The organism is Paenibacillus sp. SC116, from assembly GCF_024733555.1.
In the GTDB taxonomy this organism is placed as follows: Bacteria; Bacillota; Bacilli; order Paenibacillales; family Paenibacillaceae; genus Paenibacillus_B.
The window spans coordinates 548,296-570,902 of record NZ_JANIOF010000001.1 but is presented as its reverse complement, the minus strand read 5'-3'; the positions used below and the strand labels follow the sequence as shown (position 1 = coordinate 570,902).

15 protein-coding genes are annotated in these 22,607 nt (G+C 41.0%); 2 read left to right on the top strand and 13 right to left on the bottom strand.

Annotated elements, in window-relative coordinates; all coding sequences use genetic code 11:
• Positions 1-17: 17 nt before the first annotated feature.
• The 7 genes from NQ117_RS02200 to NQ117_RS02170 form a co-directional block, all read right to left on the bottom strand.
• A complete protein-coding gene (locus tag NQ117_RS02200) occupies positions 18-431 on the bottom strand; it encodes a MarR family winged helix-turn-helix transcriptional regulator (protein WP_258276385.1) in 414 nt (137 codons plus the stop codon).
• A 90-nt stretch (positions 432-521) separates the two neighbouring features.
• Positions 522-1,352: an MBL fold metallo-hydrolase gene (locus NQ117_RS02195; protein WP_258276384.1), complete on the bottom strand. Its 831-nt coding sequence runs from the start codon at positions 1,350-1,352 to the stop codon at positions 522-524.
• 320 nt (positions 1,353-1,672) lie between these two features.
• Entirely contained in the window at positions 1,673-2,908 is a 1,236-nt protein-coding gene (locus NQ117_RS02190) for a HAMP domain-containing sensor histidine kinase (protein WP_258278139.1), read from the bottom strand.
• A gap of 4 nt (positions 2,909-2,912) precedes the next feature.
• On the bottom strand, positions 2,913-3,608 hold the full coding sequence (locus NQ117_RS02185; protein ID WP_258276383.1) for a response regulator transcription factor: 696 nt from the start codon (positions 3,606-3,608) through the stop codon (positions 2,913-2,915).
• Positions 3,609-3,695: 87 nt separating this feature from the next.
• A complete protein-coding gene (locus NQ117_RS02180) occupies positions 3,696-5,684 on the bottom strand; it encodes an ABC transporter permease (RefSeq protein WP_258276382.1) in 1,989 nt (662 codons plus the stop codon).
• A 2-nt stretch (positions 5,685-5,686) separates the two neighbouring features.
• Positions 5,687-6,394, bottom strand: a complete 708-nt coding sequence (locus NQ117_RS02175) for an ABC transporter ATP-binding protein (RefSeq protein WP_258276381.1) — start codon at positions 6,392-6,394, stop codon at positions 5,687-5,689.
• 41 nt (positions 6,395-6,435) lie between these two features.
• A complete protein-coding gene (locus NQ117_RS02170; RefSeq protein WP_258276380.1) occupies positions 6,436-7,155 on the bottom strand; it encodes a lipoprotein BA_5634 family protein in 720 nt (239 codons plus the stop codon).
• Between the two features lie 270 nt (positions 7,156-7,425).
• Between NQ117_RS02170 and NQ117_RS02165 the strand changes: the two genes are divergently transcribed.
• On the top strand, positions 7,426-7,701 hold the full coding sequence (locus NQ117_RS02165) for an MFS transporter (protein WP_258276379.1): 276 nt from the start codon (positions 7,426-7,428) through the stop codon (positions 7,699-7,701).
• Positions 7,688-8,185, top strand: a complete 498-nt coding sequence (locus tag NQ117_RS02160) for an MFS transporter (protein WP_309137841.1) — start codon at positions 7,688-7,690, stop codon at positions 8,183-8,185. Before NQ117_RS02165 ends, NQ117_RS02160 begins: the two co-directional genes overlap by 14 nt.
• A 315-nt stretch (positions 8,186-8,500) precedes the next feature.
• On the opposite strand, the gene NQ117_RS02155 is transcribed toward NQ117_RS02160, so the two are convergent.
• The 6 genes from NQ117_RS02155 to NQ117_RS02130 form a co-directional block, all read right to left on the bottom strand.
• Positions 8,501-10,180: a S41 family peptidase gene (locus NQ117_RS02155; protein ID WP_258276378.1), complete on the bottom strand. Its 1,680-nt coding sequence runs from the start codon at positions 10,178-10,180 to the stop codon at positions 8,501-8,503.
• 319 nt (positions 10,181-10,499) lie between these two features.
• Positions 10,500-11,153, bottom strand: a complete 654-nt coding sequence (locus NQ117_RS02150; protein ID WP_258276377.1) for a GNAT family N-acetyltransferase — start codon at positions 11,151-11,153, stop codon at positions 10,500-10,502.
• A gap of 192 nt (positions 11,154-11,345) precedes the next feature.
• Entirely contained in the window at positions 11,346-13,073 is a 1,728-nt protein-coding gene (locus NQ117_RS02145; protein ID WP_258276376.1) for a M28 family peptidase, read from the bottom strand.
• Positions 13,070-14,353, bottom strand: a complete 1,284-nt coding sequence (gene fabD / locus NQ117_RS02140) for an ACP S-malonyltransferase (RefSeq protein ID WP_258276375.1) — start codon at positions 14,351-14,353, stop codon at positions 13,070-13,072. The genes NQ117_RS02145 and fabD overlap by 4 nt, the downstream gene beginning before the upstream one ends.
• A gap of 15 nt (positions 14,354-14,368) precedes the next feature.
• On the bottom strand, positions 14,369-15,598 hold the full coding sequence (locus tag NQ117_RS02135) for an MFS transporter (RefSeq protein WP_258276374.1): 1,230 nt from the start codon (positions 15,596-15,598) through the stop codon (positions 14,369-14,371).
• An 89-nt stretch (positions 15,599-15,687) separates the two neighbouring features.
• Positions 15,688-22,599, bottom strand: coding sequence for a non-ribosomal peptide synthetase (locus NQ117_RS02130; protein WP_258276373.1), 6,912 nt, complete (start codon positions 22,597-22,599; stop codon positions 15,688-15,690).
• Positions 22,600-22,607: the final 8 nt, after the last annotated feature.

The following is a 22,607-nucleotide window of genomic DNA, read 5'->3' as shown; positions in this document are numbered from 1 at the left end:
CCTGCTAATTTCCTTTGTTATAAAAACTCAATAAACTTAGCAATTCCTTTTTCGAAAGTGCGATATCCGTCATCACCAAGTTCTTCACGTAGTGCTTTGATAAACTCCTTGTGCATTTCCTCATGGGACACGAATGCGACCTTCCCTCTTTCTTCTAATTGAACGACAACAGCTCTTAAGTCTACAGGATGAGCATGCCGACTAACAAACCCTTCCCTTTCAAGACGGGATACAATTTGGGTAGCCGCACCTTTTGTAATACTTAATTTCAAAGCAAGCTCGCTCATTAGAATGCCTTCGCCACATCCAATCGCTTCAATGGTATGCATTTCAGAGGGGGTAAGCGCTCCCGCTTCACCAAAAATGCGGGGCTGTCGTTCCATTCTTCGCAGCTTGTGTATAAGTTGGCCTATAACATGATGATTGTCCAAATGTAATCTAACTCCTACCTTATAATCGTTATATTTTAAGGTAGAGTACCCTCTCTACATTGTCAAGAGATGGATGCGTTAAGCCGTCATTTACTCGGTTACTACAGTACCTACATTACAGTGAAAGAAACGGCTGCCAAATGCCTGTTTTAATCGTGCACTGACCTCAAATCCAGTACAATGAGAAACGCCAATTCGTTCAATGTCCATTTTTAATAGCGCTTGAATGGTCTTCTCCTTTTGATCCTCACTAACTGCCCACAAATGAGTGCCTCCGATAACCGTATGAACGCGTTGAACACCTGTCTTCTTAATCGCATAATTAATAATATTAACTATTCCGGCGTGAGAACAGCCAAGTATAATAAACAAGCCCTTCTTCGTTCGAATAATAATCGATTGATCATCCTCAACAGGGTCAATCTCATACCCGTTCTCTGTTTCAATTACGATATCTGTATCTCCAATTTCAAAGTCATTGGTTCTGGGCACTTCTCCTGTTAGATAGAGATTCGGAACAATTTCAACAAAATCGCGGTTATAAATAAATTGAGCACCTGCATCAATTAGTGCTACTTCTCTATGCGGAACTCCGATATATAGGTGATTGGACCGAATAAGGTAACTTGTCTTAAATAATTGGGGATGTGCGTATACAGGAACTTTGGTATGGGGCATCGCTTGCAGAGCAGACAGTAATCCACCTGTATGATCGCAATGATGATGGCTTATGATAATGCCGGATAAGTCGGACCACTTCTTGCCTAATAAGCTCATATTGTTAATCAGGGCTTTTCCTTGACCTGTATCGAATAAAAAATGTCCATGTTCTGTCTCCACATATACAGACCAACCATGCTCGGCAATGGCTCCAAGGTTACCAAACACTGTATTTTCGCAAATAATAGTTGCTTTAATCATAGCTATTTCATCCCTTCTATATATTGTAGTTAAAGTCGCTTTCTTAGCTCTCGCTACGTCAATATACTGCTAATGAAGATTTAAAATTCCAGAAGCTGAATGAATGGAATCGTTTCATTTTATTTCTCCGTTATCCCTCCTCCTTATTTAAGTACTTCACTTACTGGTGACTTACAGATTTAGTTTAGTTCATGAACTAAACTACTGTCAATTATTTTCATCAATCATCATCCTTTTAGCTGGAGCAAAGGGCTTCTCCCGTATTCTAGATAAACAAAAGGTCCGCATTATAGCGGACCGCTTCTGAACAAGATACTGAATTAAAATTTTATAAAGGTAACCGTGAACTTTGTATAGGCATTTCTTTCACTCTCTACTTTAATCAAGCCTTGATGAGCCTCGATAATGGCTTTGGCAAGCGCCAAGCCTATCCCTACTGAATCATGTTTTTTAGAACTTCTTGCTTTGTAGAATCGATCAAAGATTTGTGGCAGTTCCTCGGCTTCAATGCCTTCTCCAAAGTCTTGAATCACCAGTTCCGTATATATTGGTGTGTCTTTAGCTTGAATGATGATTGTTCCTCCTGGCTTGGAGTGTTCGATCGAATTCTTTAGTAGATTCAGTATCGCTTCTTGCATCCACATCTTATCGTGAACAACGACGACTTCCTCGGGCGCATCCCAGTCAATCGATAGTTGTCGCTCGCTGATCATACTTGCCAGGCGGTCCACAACTTCCTCTACGGTCTCCACTAAGTTAGCTTTTTCTTTATCGAATGAAATGGCTCTGGCGTCTATTTTAGCTACTTTCAACAAATTTTGAATCAAGACATTCATTCTGGAAATTTGAACATCATTGTTTTGTAGTAGCTGAACTTGCTGTTGGCGGGGCAAGTTTTCATTCAGCATCATTTCATTGTAGATAGATATCGTTGATAGTGGTGTTTTTAATTGATGGGATATATCTTGCAGCATTTCTCCTAGAAACTTCTTCTCTTCAAGCAGATCCTGCATACTCTTTCTAATGATGTCTTTCATGGATCGAAAGGCAGCCGCTAATTTGGCAAGCTCCCCTTCTTTATGCTCGTTAATGACGACCGAGTAATCTCCCTCAATGATTTTTTTCGCTGCTGAAGTAAGTTGTCTAATTTTATTAAGAATCATCTTGTAATGCCAATAGCTCGTCCCAAACAGCATACATACAAAAATCAATAGTCCCCATAAAATAGATTGATTATGATCAGCAATATGGTTATTTAAAATGGGAAATAGTTCTGACTCCAAATCTTCATCAATTCCATACTGTTTAAAGATCGCTCTTCCTTTTTCCTGGTACATACTTGAATCTGTAGAATGGCCAGCTAACACTTTCATAATTTCCGCTTCATTGTCTGGATTCTGCTCAACCAATCTAGCTGTAATCTCACTCCAAGTTGTAATAGAGTCGGTCTTCAATTGACTATAAAACTGTTGATGTGTAATGAACTGGTAGCCTATATATAGAAATAACAGCGCGGCCAGTATGAGCATATAGCTCTTCAATTCGGTATTTTTCATCATCCTACTTACTGCTCACATCCTTACTCCAGCGATAGCCTATTCCTCTTTCCGTTACGATAAACTGGGGCTTTTTGGGATCGACTTCCACTTTGTCTCGCAAGCGTCTAATATATACAGATAACGTATTTTCGTCAAAAAACACTTCATCGTCATTCGTTATTTTCATCAGGAGCTCATCTCTCGTTAATGCTTTGTGGGCGTTCGTCATAAAAGCTAATAGCAGCTTATATTCTAAATTCGTTAGTGGAATGCTCTCTTGATCTTTGTAACATTTGATTAAATTCAAGTCGAGTTGTATATTCTCAGATGTTAGGATCTTCGAGTAAGCTTCCAAACGCGCTTGTTTGCGCAATTGTACTTTTACTCTGGACATCAGTTCCTTGACTCGAAAAGGCTTCGTGATATAATCGTCCCCACCAATATCCAGTCCCATAACTACATTTGCTTCTTCGTCAAGGGCCGTTAAGAAAACAACCGATGTATCGTTTTGTTGTTTGAAATGAAGACATAAATCATAGCCGTTTCCATCTGGAAGTCCGATATCCAGAATAGCCAGATCAAAAGCTTGCTCATCAAACTGGCATTTCGCTTCTTTTACACTCGTTGCTCTGACAACCTCATAACCTTCATTTTTTAACGAAAATTCAATAGCTAAACCAAGTGCCTCGTCATCTTCAACTAGCAATATTTTATTCAAGGATGTTCTCCCCTTTTCCTCATACCATTTCAGTCATGGACCAACAAATGAGAACAGCCCGACTATAAAATAGCCGGGCCCTCCAAATTATTGTTCCCTGATCACATCAATAATATTATCTTTTTGAATTTTTCTTAGTGGAATTAGAACAGATACGTAACTAATAAACAAAGCAGCAACAAATGTTATCAAACACGCCCCGTAAGGGATCGACCACTCAATTTCGCTGATGCCTGAAACAGCTAAGTACATAATATAGGAAAGTATACAACCGAAGAAGATCCCTTGCAAACTTCCTGAGAAACCGTAAATCAACGCTTCGTAGATGATCATTTTTTTCAAATCTCGTTGTGACATTCCTATTGATTTTAACGCAGCCAGTTCTTTTCGTCTAATGACGATGCTGATCGTAATCGTATTGATAATATTGAGACTGCCAATCAAAGAAACGACAGCAATAAAACTATATACGAGTACTTTAATAACGAGTTCGGTTTCTTTCTTTGCGTTATTTTCATCTACGTTATTAACGATTGTTATCGCGTGCTTTGATCCAACCACCTGCTGAATGTCCTCAACCGTCGTGGTAGATTGAGTCACATCTTTTAATTGAATCTCTAAGTTAGAATTCTGTATATGAACTTCGGATACATTTTCAACCGATTTCAACAGCGTCCATACTTGCTTACCTTCTACTTCAACGGAAGAATCCTGTTTATCAACTTGCAAGTGAATCGTTATATCCGACTTCGTAGATAAATCATCCATATATTTGGATGAAAATGCCATATCCATAATAGACGTGAACGTAATAAACAATACACTACTAATAATAATTGATAAGATTGTAATGGTATAACGATTTTTATTTCTTTTTACATTTTTTAAGGCCATGCTCAACGGAAAAGATAACGGCTTTTTCAGCACGGTACTTTTTTGTTTCTTAATGGCTTCCTTTTTAATAGATAACCTGCTGCTAATGGCTAGCAAGGGAGAGATTCTGCCCGCATAAAAAGCCGGGTAATAACTTGATGCAAACACAGCCGTTAGCGTTATGATTGAACTGATCAATAGAATCTGCCAATCGATATGAAAGAACGCAACACCTGTACCATTTACTACTATCATGTCAAAGATGAATTGGAGCGCAGCAAGAGCCACTATGCTGCACACAATCCCGATCGGGATAGCAATGACAGCCAGCACAGCTGCTTCTCTCATCACGATTTGTCTAATTTGCTTGCGCGTAGCGCCAATGCTTCTTAACAAACCGAACTGCTTCATCCGCTCGACGACACTGATTTGAAAAGCGTTATAAATAACGACAGCCGTCGAAACTACAACAATACTGACAACGATGATAACCATGGCCAATATCGAATTATTCGATCCCGGTTTCAAGACGTTAATCAATTGTGTATTGATATCGATATCTTGGTCATTCGTTAATGATTTGATTTCAACTAATACCTCGGTAAAGTTCGCTTTCTCGTTTATTTCGACTAATATTCTGCCTTCACCAGCAATGAAGTCCTGTTTATAAGTTAATAATCGAGCCACTTTATTTTTCTGTGTAAATTCGCGATTATTCAGAATCCCGACTAGTTTATATGTTTTTCCAATCAGCTCAAAAGAGTCGCCAATCTGAAGGTCCTTGTTTAAATAAGAAAGCGCCCATGAATCGACAACAGCTTCATCGCCATTGGTTGGTAAATTTCCCTCCACGAGACTGTAAGTTAAAAACTCCATGGCAGAATGATCAGCGAAACTCATTTGCACAGAAATTTCTCCAACTGGAACGATGTCACCCTGAGACATCAAACCAACCGATGCAATTTGAGGATTATATCTAATTTTATTTAATATTGCTTGATCATAGTTTGAAATACCGACATGAAAAGAAGCTCCATCTATCTTTTTGATGTTCTCAATTTGGGACAGTTGAGATCCTTTCATATAGAGACCGATCGTTGAAATTAAAGCGACAGAGAGTACAATTCCAACAAAGGTTAGCACGGTTCGCTTTATATTCCCATTTAAATATCTAGCGCTTAATTGTTTATAACTGCTGATCACATTCATTCTCCTCCAGCCTTGTGCTTATTCGCAGCTAGCCGTTGATCTGAAATGATAGCTCCATCTTCTATCGTGATGATCCTGTCGGAAGCCGAGGCAATCGTTAGATCATGTGTAATCAAAACAATGGTTTGATTGTATTTTTTGGCCGTTAATCTTAATAAGTCCATCACTTCTTTCGTATTTCGCGTATCCAGATTACCTGTAGGCTCGTCAGCCAAAATCAAATGCGGCCGATTGATTAAGGCCCTACCAATGGAAACACGCTGCTGTTGACCGCCAGATAATTCAGAAGGTAAGTGACTTCTCCGCTCATCGAGCCCGAGAATTTCAATGATTTCATCCAGATAGGTCATATCTATCGATTCATCATCTAGCAACGTAGGTAAAGCGATATTTTCTTGTACATTCAATACAGGGATTAAATTAAAGAACTGAAAGATAAACCCGACTTTTCTTCTTCTAAATATCGATAGTTCATCATCTGAATAGTTATAAATATTATGATCACCAATAAGTACTTGTCCCGAAGTGGGCCGATCCAACCCACCTAAAATATGCAGTAAGGTACTTTTTCCAGAACCGGATACGCCCACGATGGAGACAAATTCCCCTTGCTGAATGGAAAGGTTAATCCCCTTAAGCGCCTCTACTTTGTTATTGCCTTCTCCATAGCTTTTCACTACGTTTTCCATACGTACAACTTCCATGCTGTTCTACCTCTCATCCCTTAAAATGCGATTACTTAAACTTAATCTTGTACATCTACAAAATTTATCATCTCTTCGCTGTCAGGATAGACTTTCCCAATCTCGTTTAGAACCTCGCCCACCTTCTCTTTATTTTTATAATCGAAGCTGCGCTTTTGAGAATGAATTAATGAGAGCGAAGACTCTGCTTCAACCAATTGGTTATACGTTTGATCATTAACAATAACAAGATCCCTTTTAGGTCCATATCCGATCCATGCCTGATGTTGAACATACTGTACAGGGACCATCTGACCGTTCAAATCAATCTGGTTATTTTTCAATTGTGCATCATTTAAAGAGAAGAAAAGATTTTGGCCTGTAGATAATTCATTTATGCTAGTAACAGGCTCTGAAATAATGGACAAGCTGTTAGGATCTTTTCTAGCTCTGATAATGCCTTTCTTGATGAATTGTTCAGCTGTAGAGCGATTAATAACCGAATAGTTAATATGCCGGATATCAAATTGTTGACCCGTTTCTTTCTGATCTTGTTCTGACAGTTCAGTCTTTTCTGTCGTTGTCACCAATTTCAATTTGTAGTCACTTGTTTGTTTCGTGTTTTCTGTGTAGATCTGCTTCACTTTATTCACATCTTGTGCTGTACCTATAACTAAAACACCATTGACGGGTTGTGACGGACCTTCCACAAAACGTTTTACTCCATATCCTATCCCTGCAAAAATAACGATAACCAGTAAAAAGCCTATGATTTTTTTCATCTGACTGCTCCTTATATCTCTTATAAATAGTTTATGACTGAATTATAGACGAGGCTTTTATATAAATGAATGACTCTAGTCTAACCATTTTAATTTTCTATCTTACTGTTTTGTAAGAATAGAGACAATACATAGCTAGAATTTATATGCTTCATCTGGGCCAATGATTATTGGCATTATAGATGGCCTCTCAGAGAGCTTAGCCAGTGTTTTAAAGTTTTACTCTGGTCGACGCTCAGACCGAAATAAAATAGAAAAGGACTTGCTATCATGGGGTATGGTTTGTCAGGTCTAGGTCGAATCGTATTGTTGATATCAAGTTCGTGGATAGCTGTTTTTGTATGGAAGCTGATCGATCGAACGGGTGAAGGAATTCGAACCGCTCCTAGAGATGCGCTTATTTCAGAGGCGGGTGGAAAGAAGAAACAAGGACGTGTTTTTGGATTCCATAAAATGATGGATATGCTTGGCGCCTCACTGGGGATTGGTATTGCGTATCTCATTTTGAGAATGAGTGAAGATCAAAATGTAAATGATGTTGCCTAAGCTGAGATGGAGTTCTCTAAATCCTACGGTCAAAAAGCTCATGCTCGTTGTCTTTCTTTTTACAATCGTGAATTCCTCGAACTCCTTTCTTTTACTGCGAGCGTCGGATCTAGGGGTATCTGTCGTCAATGTATTATTACTATATTTGCTCTTCACTCTTGTGGGCTCCTCTTTGTCGTATTTATCCGGCGTATTGTCAGACAGATTTGGGAGAAGAGGTATTTTAGTAATGGGCTATGCTTTATATGGGCTTGTCTATATTGGCTTCGCTGAGGTTAACTCAACAAGTGGATTAATTGTTCTGTTTACCGTTTATGGACTGTATATAACCTTCACAAAGGGTGTTGAGAAGGCACTGGTTGCTGATCTCTCCGGTTCGGCCAAAAAAAGGCACTGCCCTTGGATTTTACTCGATGATTACGGGCATTGGTCTCTTTCCCGCTTCTTTGCTAACAGGCTGGCTATGGCAGGCTTTCGGAGCTGAAGTTTCTTTCCTTATTAATGGAGTTATCGCCATTGTTGCCTCTATTTTGTTATTTCGCACACTGCCTAATCGAATAAGCTCATAAGGGCTCATCATACATAAAGAACCGCAAAGAATTCCATCGCGGTTCTTTCGATTACAGAAGAAGCAGGACTTCTTTTGGGGCTATCCCGTTTTTCATTTTTTTAATATTACTTCATCAAATAAGTTAAATTACTAGACTGCCGTTGTTTTACTGACTATCGTTTCCAACTAGTGGCTATTGTACTGTTGAAAAATAGCGTTCTGGGTATTCACAAATCTCCCGAAATTAAACTATTGTGTGTCTCCGGAAGATTGCAGCAGCAACACGGCAACAGCCGAAATAAGGTCACGGTTTTCATATAGCACATCGTCGCGAGTCATGCGATGAATTGCGTCAGGTTGTATCCCAAGGTCCTCAAGGGGCAGACCAGCCTTGTCTCCCACACGTGAGGTCTGACGGAAGGCAACTCGCATTTGGGTACCTCCAGGGAGCTCTTGAAAGGGAGAGTCCGGTCCCGCTAGTATATCTCTTAATAGATCATGGGTAAAAACATTGGCACCACCTGCACCTGTATTATCATCGACCCCTAGAATTTTTCCAATTCTATTGTCCTGAAACCCAGCTGCGAAGATATCTGTAGTACTGTAACAGCGGGCATCTGTAACCAAAACAACGCTACCGTTGTAACGCCGCCCTATACTATTGGTGAGTTCAGGAGATTCGATTGGAAAGCCTTGAGAGTAAATGGAACCGGTAATCGTGGACAAGTCAATGGAATTTGCCCATTGTTTGGCGAATCCATCCCAAATATCTGAGTTAGCAATAGCAAGGGTTACTTCATTGTTAATAAAATGCATTCGTTCGGCTTCAATTCGATTAGAACTGAAGAGTTGCAGTATTCGTTCACCGTTCATGATGATACCGCCGCCATTACCACGTACGTCAATAATTAAACCTTGTTGCGGTAGAAGCCCCAATATCCGGATCACTTCGTCGACAAAGGCGTCAGGCATAGGAGCACTAAATATTCGTATACGTAGATAGCCGATTTGGCCATGAGTGGTGTCAACTGTTCGAAACTGGAAGGTATCGGGGTAACGACTGTTGCTTCTAAAGAAATCTTCTTCCCCCTTATTGGATTCGACGGTACCAGCTCTGAAATCAGCAGCTTGTTTGCTCAAATCAACGGCATTCTGGGCAAATAGCACCTTTCTAGCATTATTCGTAAGTTCCATGTTGAGATCCAGTGCGTTAGCAGTTGCGAATTCCCCGGTTGCAGCATGGGATAAACTTTCGTTGAATGATTTAATCTGATTCACTTGCCAGGATAGCTGTATTTTGTAATCCTTTCCATTACTAGAGTAGCCGACAATAACCCATTGCTCTGCTGGTGGCAACGACATAGCCATTGGCCGTACGGTCATGGCGTCTAACCCTCGTACGTGTCTAGCTGCTTCGTTGCTGCCAGCTTCCCGGTCGGCATTTATGGCCACTGCCTGGTCTATCGGAACTCCATTCCAATCGGTGATTTCCACACCCGGTTTAAAAGTATCGTGATCAAAGCCACGAATCTGTCTTGAAACGATATAGTGGCGTTTATTGTCGGAATCATAGAACTCCTCCATCAAGAATGGCAGAAATGCAGTATGCCCATAGTATGGAGGAGGTAAAATATAATTTGTGTGTAGATCACGCAATTCCTTGAAAATTGTAAGCATCTCACTGTGAAACGCTCGTTCAGAAAGGGTGTTCAATTGACGCCGCAAAATCTTCAACTTTTGTACTGGATTGACAGCATACATGGCTTTCTTTAGCGGCAGGTGAACATAGACGGAGTCAATCATAATTAGTGCCTGGTCTACGATTGTCCGGCGTTCCGTTAATGTAAGTTCCTTCGTCGTTTCATGAAAATTAGCAAGTGTAACAGAGCCCTCTAAAAGTGAGTCCGCAGTTTCAATTGTAATTACCATTAATGTCTCCTCTTTCTTATAAGTTTGTGAATAGATTCTCACAATGCTAGGCTTTTCAATTTAGTGAGGAATTATTCTGTACGGTGTCCATTCACTATCCGTTATTCATTTATATAACTCACTAGGTTCAGTGAAAAATACATGTAGATAAAACTATTAAATGATCACCCAGTTATTTGGTTTGGACAAGACATATATCCTTAAAATAAAAAACCGCGTAGCTACGCGGTTCCGTTGATTTATGTTAATGCCTACTTACAGTTAATCTGAATCTTCTTTCTTGCACATTGGCGTAAAGTACAACCATAATAGACTGGCTTTAAGAGTCACCAACTTCTTTGTGATTATTAACCATATAATACCATTTCATTTCGTTGAAAAAAAAGTGCCATACTATGCTATTCGATTGCGAATGCGTATGGAATGATAATTGCTCATATAGTTGCTTAGCCCTCGGGTTTTTACCAGAGACGTACAAGCTTAGCATATCCAAGGTTGGTTCCGTTTGTACAAAATGTAATGCCCACTGCAATAACAGCTTTCCAACTCCCTTGCTCTGATGATCTGGATGGACAACAACGTCTGCGATGTAACATTCCCCCACTTCAGGTTTATGGTTAAATAAACGCAACCCAATCAACATCTTAAGTGAGTTCCATTTCCCAAACCTATTGAAATTTTTCCACGAAGACAGCTTCTGTTTGTGTCGGTTGTCGTATTCACCTCTCCATTTCACGGATATCGTTCCAATCACTTCTCCATCTTGCAGAGCGATCATTCTTTGATGTGCTGGATCAGTGGGAAGATGTTCAAAAAGCTTTTCGAAAAATAGTGCAAGATCGTCATCACTCATTGTTGTAAGATGTTGAAACTTTCCTCGAAATACGTGTACAAGTAATCTGCTAACCTGCGAATTATATTTAACCTGCATAGGTTCAATCGTGATCGGTAGGATCATCACGTTTGTATTCATTTCATAATCTCCTTATGTTCTTGATCACTTTTCTTAGCATTAGATTAAGCTTTGACATAGTGTCAAGGTCAATCCATTTTACAGATATGGTCAAATTTTGATCAATTCGGTGATTTTTCAAAATGAAAAGCCGAGATCAAAACAGATCATCGGCTTTCGAATTTACTTTTATTTCGTTTCATTTGTTTGTAGTCATAGATAAAGAGAGCGGATCAATCCCGTACTTATCAAGGTAACGATGCTGATCAATATAATCGTTACATATATACGACGAGCTCCAACTAGCCAATTATTCAATGTATGAAGGATAGCAAGTAGAAGCGATAGAATGATTGCTCCAGCAACGTTGACAACAGGAGGCAAACCAATAAACAGTAAGTGGAATACGGTAGTAAACAATACGATGGGTAAAAATGCAAGAGCGGCTATAACAAGCGGATGGTTCAGAAAAGCCAGTGTGTCTTGTCTAGTAAGTGCAAATCCGATAATGAGACAGTGTATAAGCAAAGGCAAGGCCAACAAATAACTTGCACCTGGTAAATACAGAGCGGAAGCAAGCATTAGAAGTAAAAATAACAGCATGCCCGTCAACATCATCTCTAGATCATTGAATTTTTTCTTGAAAATCGGTAAGAGGAATGAGTTAACAACTAAAGCGACGAGCAGGAAGGTAAAATTGTAAAGTATAGAATCATGTGTATAATCATTGGTTAAGGTCATGCGCTCTGCCCACAATTGATAAATACCAAAGCAAAGCCCAGCCGCTACAAGAGCAGACAACAGGATGCTCAATAATATATAAAGGAAGCTAACACTCATTCCTTTAAATCGTAGGAGCCTTTTTTTGAATCCCCAAATGACGATAGTTGTAAATAGAATGGCTAAAAATAAGGTTGCCATACCTATAAACGATTCTGGAAAATGAATTACTTTCCCGAAAAAGCTAAAATAGATCTCATTACTTGTTTTCAAGTTTTCCAAATCTAAGTTTCCGAAATGTTTGGCGATGTATAAGGCATTCTCTCCGTGATGTTGAAGTGAAAAAGGATCAACATGATCGATGTTGTCTTCGCTGGAATGATACTTTTCCCACCCATCTATATAAGCAAAATTCAATCCCGGTATGTCATGCTTTAGAGAAACTGTAAAATCAGTGTCATTCGGAAGTTTTTTGTACAAATCCCCCATAAAAGAGTTGGCCAACGGACTTGGGGCACTCTCGGCAAATTCACGAATCAGTTTCCCATTTTGATGGCTCGTTTGAAACATCATGGATGATCCTTTTGATCCCCTTGCTTCAAAATTTGCAATCATGCCTATTTGTTGACGATGTTGTTCATTTCTCCAAAACACTTCCGCACCAAGCAATCCCTTTTCTTCCCCATCAGTAAAGACGAACCACACATCATTTTTCAGCTGTGGCCCAGATTTCAGTGCTCGTGCAGTTTCCAATAAAGCTGCAACGGCAGCTCCATTATCATTAGCTCCCGGAGCTGTGTCCACGGAATCATAATGAGCCGAAAGCATAATGGCTTTTCCGTTTCCTGTACCTTTTACAATACCGATTATATTATGTAGTTCTATGTTGCCTTTAAAATAGGAGGTTTCAAGAAATCCGTTAAAAGTGTCTATCTTAGGATTGATATCAAGCTGTTTCAACTGATCCACGAGGTATTGTCTTACTTTTTCAATGGCTGCGGAACCAGTCGGATGTGGCTCTGCCGCAATTACTTTTATATATTCCATCGCTCGCGCAGATGAAAATTCCTGAATGGGGACATCACTTGCCTTTGGTTCTGGCGGCTTTTGAAGAAACAATGTCAATATAACAAGCGTACCTATACCAGCTAAAGCACAAAGCATTTTGATTGCTGGATGAATACGATTCAGGTGGGTTTGTACAACCGTTTCTGATCTCAAACGATCTGCTCCTTTATCTCTAAAGCGACCCCTCTTACACGAGCCTCTTGTTGGATGTTAGTAAAACGAAACGCTCGCTCGGAAAGGGGTGTTCGTTTCGTGGTAAAGACGGATTGAAGCATATGTATAGCCTCATTTACGTCGTGGATGGTAAGATTTCTCCCCTCTTCCTGCTCATGTACACTCTGCTTCAATTTCACTTCACGATATGGCTTTAATACACCAATTTCATATTCCTCTTGGCTAGGATTATTGTTTTTCGTGCAGATGGCTACTGCCAAGCATCGATCTATTAATGCCAGTAGATTGTAAGGATAGAGAGCGATCTCTTTAGCCTGAAGCGTTAGCAGCTCTTGAGCCATTAAATCTCGTTCTTCTTTACTATCATAAGAATAGGCTTGGATTGTTGGAGTACAACTCTTAATGAGATTTTTCAGCACTTTTTTAGGTCCAAACTCAAACGCCGTGGTTACTCCATTAGCTTCAATATAATGAACTGAATGTTGCCATTGCACAGCGCTTACGATCTGATTGCTGAGATTCTCTATGATGACATCACGACTTTCGTAGGGCAACCCTGTTACATTAGAAATGACAGGGTATTTCAAATCGTGAAACGTATATGTGGACAATTCCGCTCGGAACTTCGGCACGGCTTCGTTCATAAGAGGACTATGAAAAGGAGCACTGACTTTTAGGGGAACGACGAATCCCTCGTATTCATTTTTAAGGATTTCACTTATCGCAACAAATGCTTCGCTGTGGCCAGAAATAACCACTTGATTAGGAGAATTGTAGTTCGATATAACAGCTATTTTCCCATCCACACATGCTTGCTGACATAGTTGTTGAACGATAGCTTTGTCTACTTTTTGGATGGAAGCCATTGCTCCAACACCTTCTGCAACGGCATCCTGCATCAATCTCCCACGTTGGTACACAAGCTTCACTGCATCTTTAAAAGCAATGGCTCCTGCACAGGTCAATGCCGTAATTTCTCCGAGACTATGACCTAACAAATAGGACGGTTCTACTTTATGTTCTTGTGTAAACACTTGGAATGCAGCTACACTATGCGTGAGTATTGCAGCCTGTGCATTTTCCGTTTTTGTTAGTTCTTCGATACTACCTTCGAAACACAGATTCATCAGGTCAAACCCTAGCACTTCGTTGGCTTGGTGGAATAGCTCCTTAGCAATGACATGCTCCTCATATAATTCTCGTCCCATCCCAACATATTGAGCTCCCTGACCAGGAAACACAAACGCAATTTTGCTCATCGATAATCAACCCTTCTATTTATGTTCGAGTGATACTTCCGAACTTGATACCACCATAGTTTCTTTAACCTTGCGAATAGGTAATAACGTACCGAGTAAAGCGATACCTGCACACACGATGTAAATGCTCGAGATTCCACCCACCGCGAAAAATGTCAAAGTACCAAACACGATCAAATCTAATACCCCATCAATTATGGATAGAAGAGATATCGTTGTTGCTCGGACGTGTGAAGGGATCAAGTCATTACTTAGTTGAGAATAAATAGGTACCCGAACAGCGCTAACAAATTTCAATGCTAAAAATACGGTTAATGCTAGGATGAGAATATTTCCGAATAATCCCGCTAACAGCAGCGAGCTTGCCGCTAACAATCCGGTCATAAACAAGAGCGAGATCCTTGAAATACGTTGAGTTAACCAGCCGATCGTATGAGAGGAGAAAAAACCGAGCACTGCCCCAGCGCCATACATAAGGCCAATATATTCAACAGGCAGTCCTGCTCCATTTAAAAAGGGCTGATCAAATAGTTCGAAGGCCACCACCCCTGAGGTGAACACGAGCGTCGCATTTAACACCATGAATAGCAATTGAGGAGCTTGTCGAATGACTTTAATCCCTTCTAATACGGTTGCTAGTGAGCCATCTACGGCCACCTCTTGCTGGTTTTGAGGTACACGCAAGCGCAAGATGAAAAAGATCGAAGCCACAATGAGAACAAGTCCTAGCACGATTAATAAAATAAACTGCTCGTCACGTAGATCACGGGCAAGAATTGCTCCGGTAACTACAGCAAAAAACGTAGCAATAAAGGTACCTGATTGGATTTTGCCAATCGCTTTATCCATCCTATCTTCTTCGCCAGATTCCTTTAAGGAATCATAAATTAAAGCTTGATCAGAACCAGAGAAGAAAGCGACTGATAATCCACTTAAAATAGCGCTTAAATAAAATAACCAAGGTTCATTGGCAAATAAGAGAATACTCACCCCGACAATACGGATAAAAGTACCCGTCATAAATGAAATCTTAGCATTAAACCGATCCGCATATACGCCAGCAGGAACCTCACCTAGTAAGAGGGATAAGCTCCAAAACACGGGCATTAACAAGATCTGAGCTCCTGTCATATCTCTTGCATAATAAAACAACGTCAACACGGGAGCTATAAAACTAGTGCTTTGCAAAATCGTTAACCAAAACAACATTTTGATGTTATGCGCAGCGAGTGTATTTTTTTTCATATAGCCATCACCTCTTTACATTCATACTTCCATTTTTAAAAAAGTTGTAAAGCCATGAGGTACATCTATAGCCCCATGGCTTTACACATTTAAACCGTTGCGGCCGTAGAGATAATCTCTTTCAATTTTGCACTCGGATGCTGGGTCATCATGCTAAGAAGGAAGATGAAGTCATCCGCAAGTTGGTGGATCGTTTCTTGCTTGAATAAAGTGGAGCTATACATCAGATCTATTTTGATTTCATCCTGCGATTCGTGAGCATGCCAGATGAAATCATACTTCGTATAGCATGTTTCCTGTTCGTACGGAGTAAATGTCATGTCTCCCATTTTAGCTTCACTAATTTCCATGTTGTGCAGCACAAACATCGTTCTGTACAGCGGGTTACCACTTAAATCGTCACGTAATCCAAGCTTGTCGACTAAGTCCGCATATCTGTAATCCTGATGTTCGAATGCGGCTAACGTGTTTTCCTTCACGTTCTGTAAAAATTCCATCACCGATAACTCTGATTTTGGATAATTTCTCATTGCAAGGCTATTCGTGAAGGACCCAATAACCTTTTGAAGTTCGCTGTGAGGTCTACATGCAACAGAGGTTCCCACGACAACATCTTCTTTGTTCGTGTACTTGTACATCAGCATGTTGTAGCCCGCGAACAAGGTCATAAATAAGGTTACGCCGGCACTAGTAGAAAATTGCTTTACCTGATTAACCAATTTCTTATCCAAGTCAAATTTGAATCGATGTCCTTCCAATTGTTGAATTTCTTGTCTCGCAAAGTCCGTTGGGAAATCTAGTACCGGAACCTGATCGGCAAATACATCTAACCAATATTGTTCTTGTTTCTTCCTATTTTCAGAAACGGTTTGTTCAGCCAACCAGACCGAATAATCTTTATATTGGATACTCAATGGCTCTAACTCCAAATTCGCGTACAGTGCCATCATTTCCCGGATTAAAATATTCCCGGAAGTTCCATCCGTCATTGTCTGATGCATATCTAGCATCAGTACAAATGATTCCGGTGCCAGCTCAGCAAGTCCGACTCGGATTAGTGGTGCTTGATCGGTTTGGAATGGGCGAACGAATGTGTGGATCATGGCTTCGATATCGGCTGGGATAAGATCGATAATCGAAAACTGCACTTCCTCGTGAACCTTTTGAACATACACCCCATCGACGATTTCGAAGGAAGTTCGTAATATGCCATGTCTCTGAATTAAAGATGCAAGCGATTTTTCAAGCTGCGCTCGATCTAATGGTCCTTTAATAAGAGTGATCAGTGTTTTATTGTAGAGCGTGTTTGTCTCCCTGCTAAGGCTATGTCTAAGAACTTCTTGTACAGCCTGTGGTACCGGATAATACGTACGAGCTTCAACCGCTGCAATAGATAGTTGAGAATCTCCTATTCTCGTCTCAAGGATTACTGCAATGTGTCGAATAGTCGGCTGCTGGAATATTTCTCTTAACTGAATATGGAAACCGAACTCCTTATTGACTCTTGCAATAAAAAGTGCAGCTTTTAACGAATGGCCTCCGAGCTCAAAGAAATTATCATTTACGCCCACCTGCTCTATCCCGAGCAGTTCCTGCCATATCTGTACCAGCTTTTCTTCGGTTTTATTTCTTGGCGGAGCGTACTCCGTCGTTGTGCTGAGCTGCCCATCAAACATAGGGAGCTGTTTCCGATCTAGCTTTCCATTCGGTGTCAATGGCATCTGTACTAACTGCATAAAGAAGGAAGGAATCATATAGTCCGGTAGTGATTGCGAGAGGTAGCTTCTGATACTCGCTGCTGTAACATCCTCACTTGCCGTATAATACGCACCTAAATATTTCGTACCACTCGCATCTTCTCTTGCAAGTACAATCGCTTCTTTTATTGGCTCGTATTGAAGCATGTAGGACTCAATTTCACTCGGTTCAATCCGGTAGCCGCGTATTTTCACCTGATTATCCGCTCGTCCGATAAAATCAACATTACCGTCTGCCAGCCATCTTGCCATGTCACCTGTTCTATACATTCTCGTATCAGCTTCAAATGGATTCGGGACAAATTTTTCTGCCGTTAATTCGGGTTGATTCCAGTATCCCCTAGCCAATGATTCCCCCGCGATACACAACTCACCGGGAATTCCAACTGGCTGAAGCTGGTTGTTTTTATCCAGGATATAGAAACGCGTATTCGAAATGGGTTGGCCGATACTAATCTGGTCCTCGTTAGTCAGCTCTTTAACCGCAGACCAGACGGTCGTTTCCGTTGGGCCGTACATATTGTAAATGCGCAGTCCCAGCAGTCGTTTCAACATGTTGAGTAGAGTCTCTGGAAATGGTTCGCCCCCAACCATTACTACATTCAGGTGTTGTAGAGCTTCGATACCCGTTGAATCACTTACTAACAGTTGGAGACGAGAAGGTGTAGTTTGCAGCATCTCAACGCGATTATTCACAATTACTTGGCCTAACAGCTTCGGATCTACCTGTTCTTTCTCATTGGCTATTACAACCTTTAATCCTCTCGTAAGTGGCAGCAGCGTTTCCAGCACAAATATATCGAAGGAAATGGTCGTCAAGCACAGTACTGTCTTATTTGTGGCAAAATCAATAGCCTGAGTAATACCATGTATGAAATTGTTGACAGCCTTATGCTCAATCATGACGCCTTTCGGTTTTCCGGTAGAGCCAGACGTATACAAAATATAAGCGACATCGCTTGGCGTACTTGTATTCAATAGGAGATCCGTTCCTTCAAAGCACTCCTCAAGCTGTCGGATATCGAAGGTTTCACCATGAAACTGGATATCCGATATCAAGTCACCCTGTGTGATTAATAGGCGCGCACGGCTATCTTCAAGCATGTATTCGATGCGTTCAGCCGGATATTTAGGGTCAATTGGTAAATATGCTGCTCCCGCTTTCAAAATTCCCATCAAGCCGATAATCATCTCAAGCGATCGATCAACCAGCAGCCCTACAACTTGATCGCGCCCAACTCCACGACGCCGAAGCTCGATGGCTAAATGGTTGGACTTCTCATGTAATTCTCTGTACGTCAGCTGTGTATTCTCAAATACGAGCGCAATCTGATCAGGTGCTTGATTAACCTGTTCTGTGAACAGCTCATGAATGGTCTTCCTGTGTTCATAGTCCATTTCTGTCTCATTAAAACGATGCAGAAGTGTTGATTTTTCATCTGATGAGAGCATATCAATTGCATCCAGCTTGAGATGAAGATTATGAACGACTTGCTCTAAAATGTTGAGATAATGCTGCGACAGTCTGATAATCGTTTCTTCTTTGAACAACTTCGTGCAATATTCAAGACTGAAATGAATCTTTTCCTCATCATTAGACGCCGTCATGTTCAGATCGAACTTGGACACCTTACTGCCAAGCAGATACGGCTCGAATTTCAAGCTACCTGTGTCCGCATCCCCACTGTGCATATTTTGCAGCACAAACATCGTATCGAACAATGGATTACGACTCTGATCTCGTCGCACATCAAGTTTCTCTATTAAATCTTCAAACTGATAATCTTGATTATCAATGGCGTCAATGGCCGTTTCTTTCACTTCATCTAAAAAGGTACGGAATGTCTTCGTCCCTTGTGGATGATTACGCATAGCCAACGTGTTCACAAACATTCCAATAATACCTTCTAAATCTGCGTGTCGCCTTCCAGCGATAGGTGAACCAACAATGATATCTTCTTGTCCGGTGTACTTGTAAAGGAGGACGTTGTAAGCCGTAAGGAGCAGCATGTTAAGCGTAATATCCTCTTGCGCAGTCACTTTGAACACTTTTTCAGTCAATGATTGATTCGTTTCAAATTCAAAATTGCTGCCCTCAAAGCTCTGAATGGCTGGTCGCGGATAATCGGTAGGCAGTGCTAGAACTGGGAGTTCACCAGATAATTTATCTAACCAATATTGTTCCTGCTGCTTAAAGCTGTCTGTTTCAAACCATTCCGCCTGCCACACAGTAAAATCACGATATTGAATGGTAAGAGGTTGCAGCTCTAGCCCTTCATAGAGATGAATAAGTTCCTCTATTAAAATGCCCATCGACAAACCATCAGACACAATATGATGAATATCAAACAAAAAGAGATGCTTTTCTGCTTTCAACTTTACTAGCGTAACTCGTAATAATGGCAGTTGATCCAAACGAAAAGGCTTAACAAATTCCGCTATAACATGCTGGATGTCCGCTTTCGCAACATATTCAATTTCCAGCTCCAACTTTGGATGGATACGCTGAATTAAACGATCATCTACTAACTCAAAAGTCGTACGCAATGATTCGTGGCGTTCGATAAGGGCTTGGAATGCGTGTTGAAACGCTGCTCGGTCAAGCTTGCCTGTAATAGTCATGGCGCCCGGCATATTATAGCTGATGTTATCGTCCACAAGCTGATTAAGAATAAAAATACGCTTTTGTGGCGGCGATGCAGGATAATATTCCTTCTCCGGCTGCTTACTAATGTCATTAACATGGGATGATCGGCTGTCGATTAAGCTTTCAATGATGTCAAATACATCACCAAGTGGTTTGTTTTCAAAAAAGAGAGAGAGCGGTACGTCTACTCCGTATCCTTTCTTTACTTTACCTGCGAACTGCATCACCATAATAGAATCAATTTGGAGTTCTCCGGTCTGATCGGTCAGTGTATACGTAGAGCCTGTATATACTTCTCTGAACATCAGCTGTACGTTTTCTTGTATAGGCAGGTCATTCATGATCTCAGCGATTTCAGGTACAACAGAACTTCCCCCTAACACGGATGAAACTAGCTCTCCAGGTTTGATGAAGTAGCTTTGGGTTGTATAGGCATAGCCCGGCAGACTAACTCGCCAACGCTTCTCGCCTTCATACACTTTTGTCCAATCAATTTCTAATCCGTTTTGTATCAAGCTGCTAATCGCATCTGTAAATGAACGGCTTTGCAGGGTAAATGTCAATAATGTAGTACTTGGCAGCGGCTCAATTGCTCGTTTGAACTGAGCAATTAATTCTGGTTTGAAACATAAGGTGATAAAGGTATGAATACCTGATTTAACGATCTGCTGTCCAAGTGCCTTAAGCTTAGCGTCCTCAATCACTTTTTCCGGTTCGTTGTAGTTTTTTATTCTGTCTACGGTTTCTTCGAACGTTTTCTTTTTCATAATTAAATCAGCAACAAGTTCACCCATTCCGATGCCCAAGACAGCTTTTATAGGAATGGAATAAGCTGTAATCAGCTTCGCATAGGCATACATGTATGTTAGGTACATAAGCTTAGCATTTTGCTGATCCTCTTCGTTCACAATCTGGTTTTGACATTCGTCCACCCATCTCTTAAATTGTGGATGTTTGTCAGTCATTTGCTCGATTGAGTGCAGATCCGTATGCTCTAAGTCTGCAATCATAAGAATGGAACTATGGGACTGCTGCTCAATCGATGCAGCAACTATCTGCTCTTTATCCTTAGCAATAAAGTCTTGTAAGGCGTGTATTAGTTCTTCTGTGCTATCAGCTGCAATAGATAATCTTGTTGGAAACTTTCTTCTTCCCGTATTTAATGTATAGGCGATATCATCCAACGGCATTGCCTGATTTCGTTCCAAATGAACAAGCAATCTGTGTGCGACGCCTTGTAAAGATTCATATGTTCGGGCAGAGAGCAGCACCACATTACTGTGGGCTGCTCCTACCTCTTCCTTAGTTACAGGAGGTTGTTCCAAGATGGAGAACACGTTCGTCCCAATCATGCCTAACGAAGTCACTCCGACTCTGCGCACCGTATCTGCTTGCCAATCAGCATGAATATCATTGACATAGACTGGTGAATCAACAAAATCGATCAGCGGATTTGGCGATTCAAAGTTAATCGATGCCGGTATTTGCTCGTGCTTCAGAGACAATATTGCCTTGATTACGCTCGCAATACCTGCCGCAGAGTCCAGATGCCCAATATTCGACTTCAAAGAACCGATGGCAACCGATTGACGCGGATATCCTAGCTCGTTAAGTGCTTTCGTGAGCGCCATCACTTCGATCGGATCACCAATTTTGGTTCCGGTCCCGTGAGTCTCAATATAAGACAAGCTCAATGGATCAATCTGCGCATTTTTAATTCCTCGTAAAATAACTTCAGCCTGTCCGCGTTCGCTTGGAGCAGCCAGACCGTTGGCCCGATTTCCATTGCTATTTAACGAGCTTCCCTTCACGATCGCATGAATCGGGTCTCTATCTTCTAATGCATTTTTGAGCCTTTTCAAGATGAGGACGCCCCCACCTTCTCCGGCAACCGTACCATCCGCATGTTTATCGAAAGTACGCACTTTTTGCTCTACAGACAAGACAGACTGTTTTTCAATATCTTTTTTCTGCTCAGGAAGGATGACCAGGCTTGTTCCACCTGTAATGGCAATGTCTGCATCACCCGACCTAAGGCTTTGCACAGCATAATGAAATGCAGTCAGGGATGAAGAGCACGCGGTATCAAATGTGAGCGCAGGTCCATTAAAATTGTACGTATATGCGATACGTCCGGCCATCATGGATGGAATGCTGTTTAAGAACTTCATTGGTGAATCTGACGCAATTTGATCCGTGTAGCTATTTAAGTTACTCGCAAAATATAAGCCAACAAGCTGATCAGCAAGTTGATCAGGGGCGTAACCGGCATGTAAAATGGCTTCCTCCACCAGTTGAATAAGCAAACGCTGCTGTGGGTCAATAAATCTAGATTCCTCTTGGCTGATTGAGAAAATTTCTGGTTCAAACTGCGCGATTTGATCAACGTAGCCTACTTTCATAAAGTCTCGTTGATACACATCAGGAATAACGTCTTTTAATTCGTTTTTTCTGCTGGTAGGAAATTCTCGAATACTATCCATTCCGCTTACAAGATTGTCCCAAAAGACATCTAGACTTTCTGCTTCTGGAAATAGACCGGACATCCCGATTACCGCAATATCATCGTCCTTGTATGACTTAATGGGAGACCCCATAAGATGAA

Excerpts from the sequence above, each read along its gene's own strand:
- NQ117_RS02170 (WP_258276380.1), bottom strand. The coding sequence starts at position 7,155 with ATGAAAAAAATCATAGGCTTTTTACTGGTTATCGTTATTTTTGCAGGG.
- NQ117_RS02155 (WP_258276378.1), bottom strand. The coding sequence starts at position 10,180 with ATGGTAATTACAATTGAAACTGCGGACTCACTTTTAGAGGGCTCTGTT.
- NQ117_RS02165 (WP_258276379.1), top strand. The coding sequence starts at position 7,426 with ATGGGGTATGGTTTGTCAGGTCTAGGTCGAATCGTATTGTTGATATCA.
- NQ117_RS02195 (WP_258276384.1), bottom strand. The coding sequence starts at position 1,352 with ATGATTAAAGCAACTATTATTTGCGAAAATACAGTGTTTGGTAACCTT.
- NQ117_RS02150 (WP_258276377.1), bottom strand. The coding sequence starts at position 11,153 with ATGAATACAAACGTGATGATCCTACCGATCACGATTGAACCTATGCAG.
- NQ117_RS02190 (WP_258278139.1), bottom strand. The coding sequence starts at position 2,908 with ATGAAAAATACCGAATTGAAGAGCTATATGCTCATACTGGCCGCGCTG.
- fabD (WP_258276375.1), bottom strand. The coding sequence starts at position 14,353 with ATGAGCAAAATTGCGTTTGTGTTTCCTGGTCAGGGAGCTCAATATGTT.
- NQ117_RS02175 (WP_258276381.1), bottom strand. The coding sequence starts at position 6,394 with ATGGAAGTTGTACGTATGGAAAACGTAGTGAAAAGCTATGGAGAAGGC.
- NQ117_RS02135 (WP_258276374.1), bottom strand. The coding sequence starts at position 15,598 with ATGAAAAAAAATACACTCGCTGCGCATAACATCAAAATGTTGTTTTGG.
- NQ117_RS02130 (WP_258276373.1), bottom strand. The coding sequence starts at position 22,599 with ATGGGGTCTCCCATTAAGTCATACAAGGACGATGATATTGCGGTAATC.
- NQ117_RS02160 (WP_309137841.1), top strand. The coding sequence starts at position 7,688 with ATGATGTTGCCTAAGCTGAGATGGAGTTCTCTAAATCCTACGGTCAAA.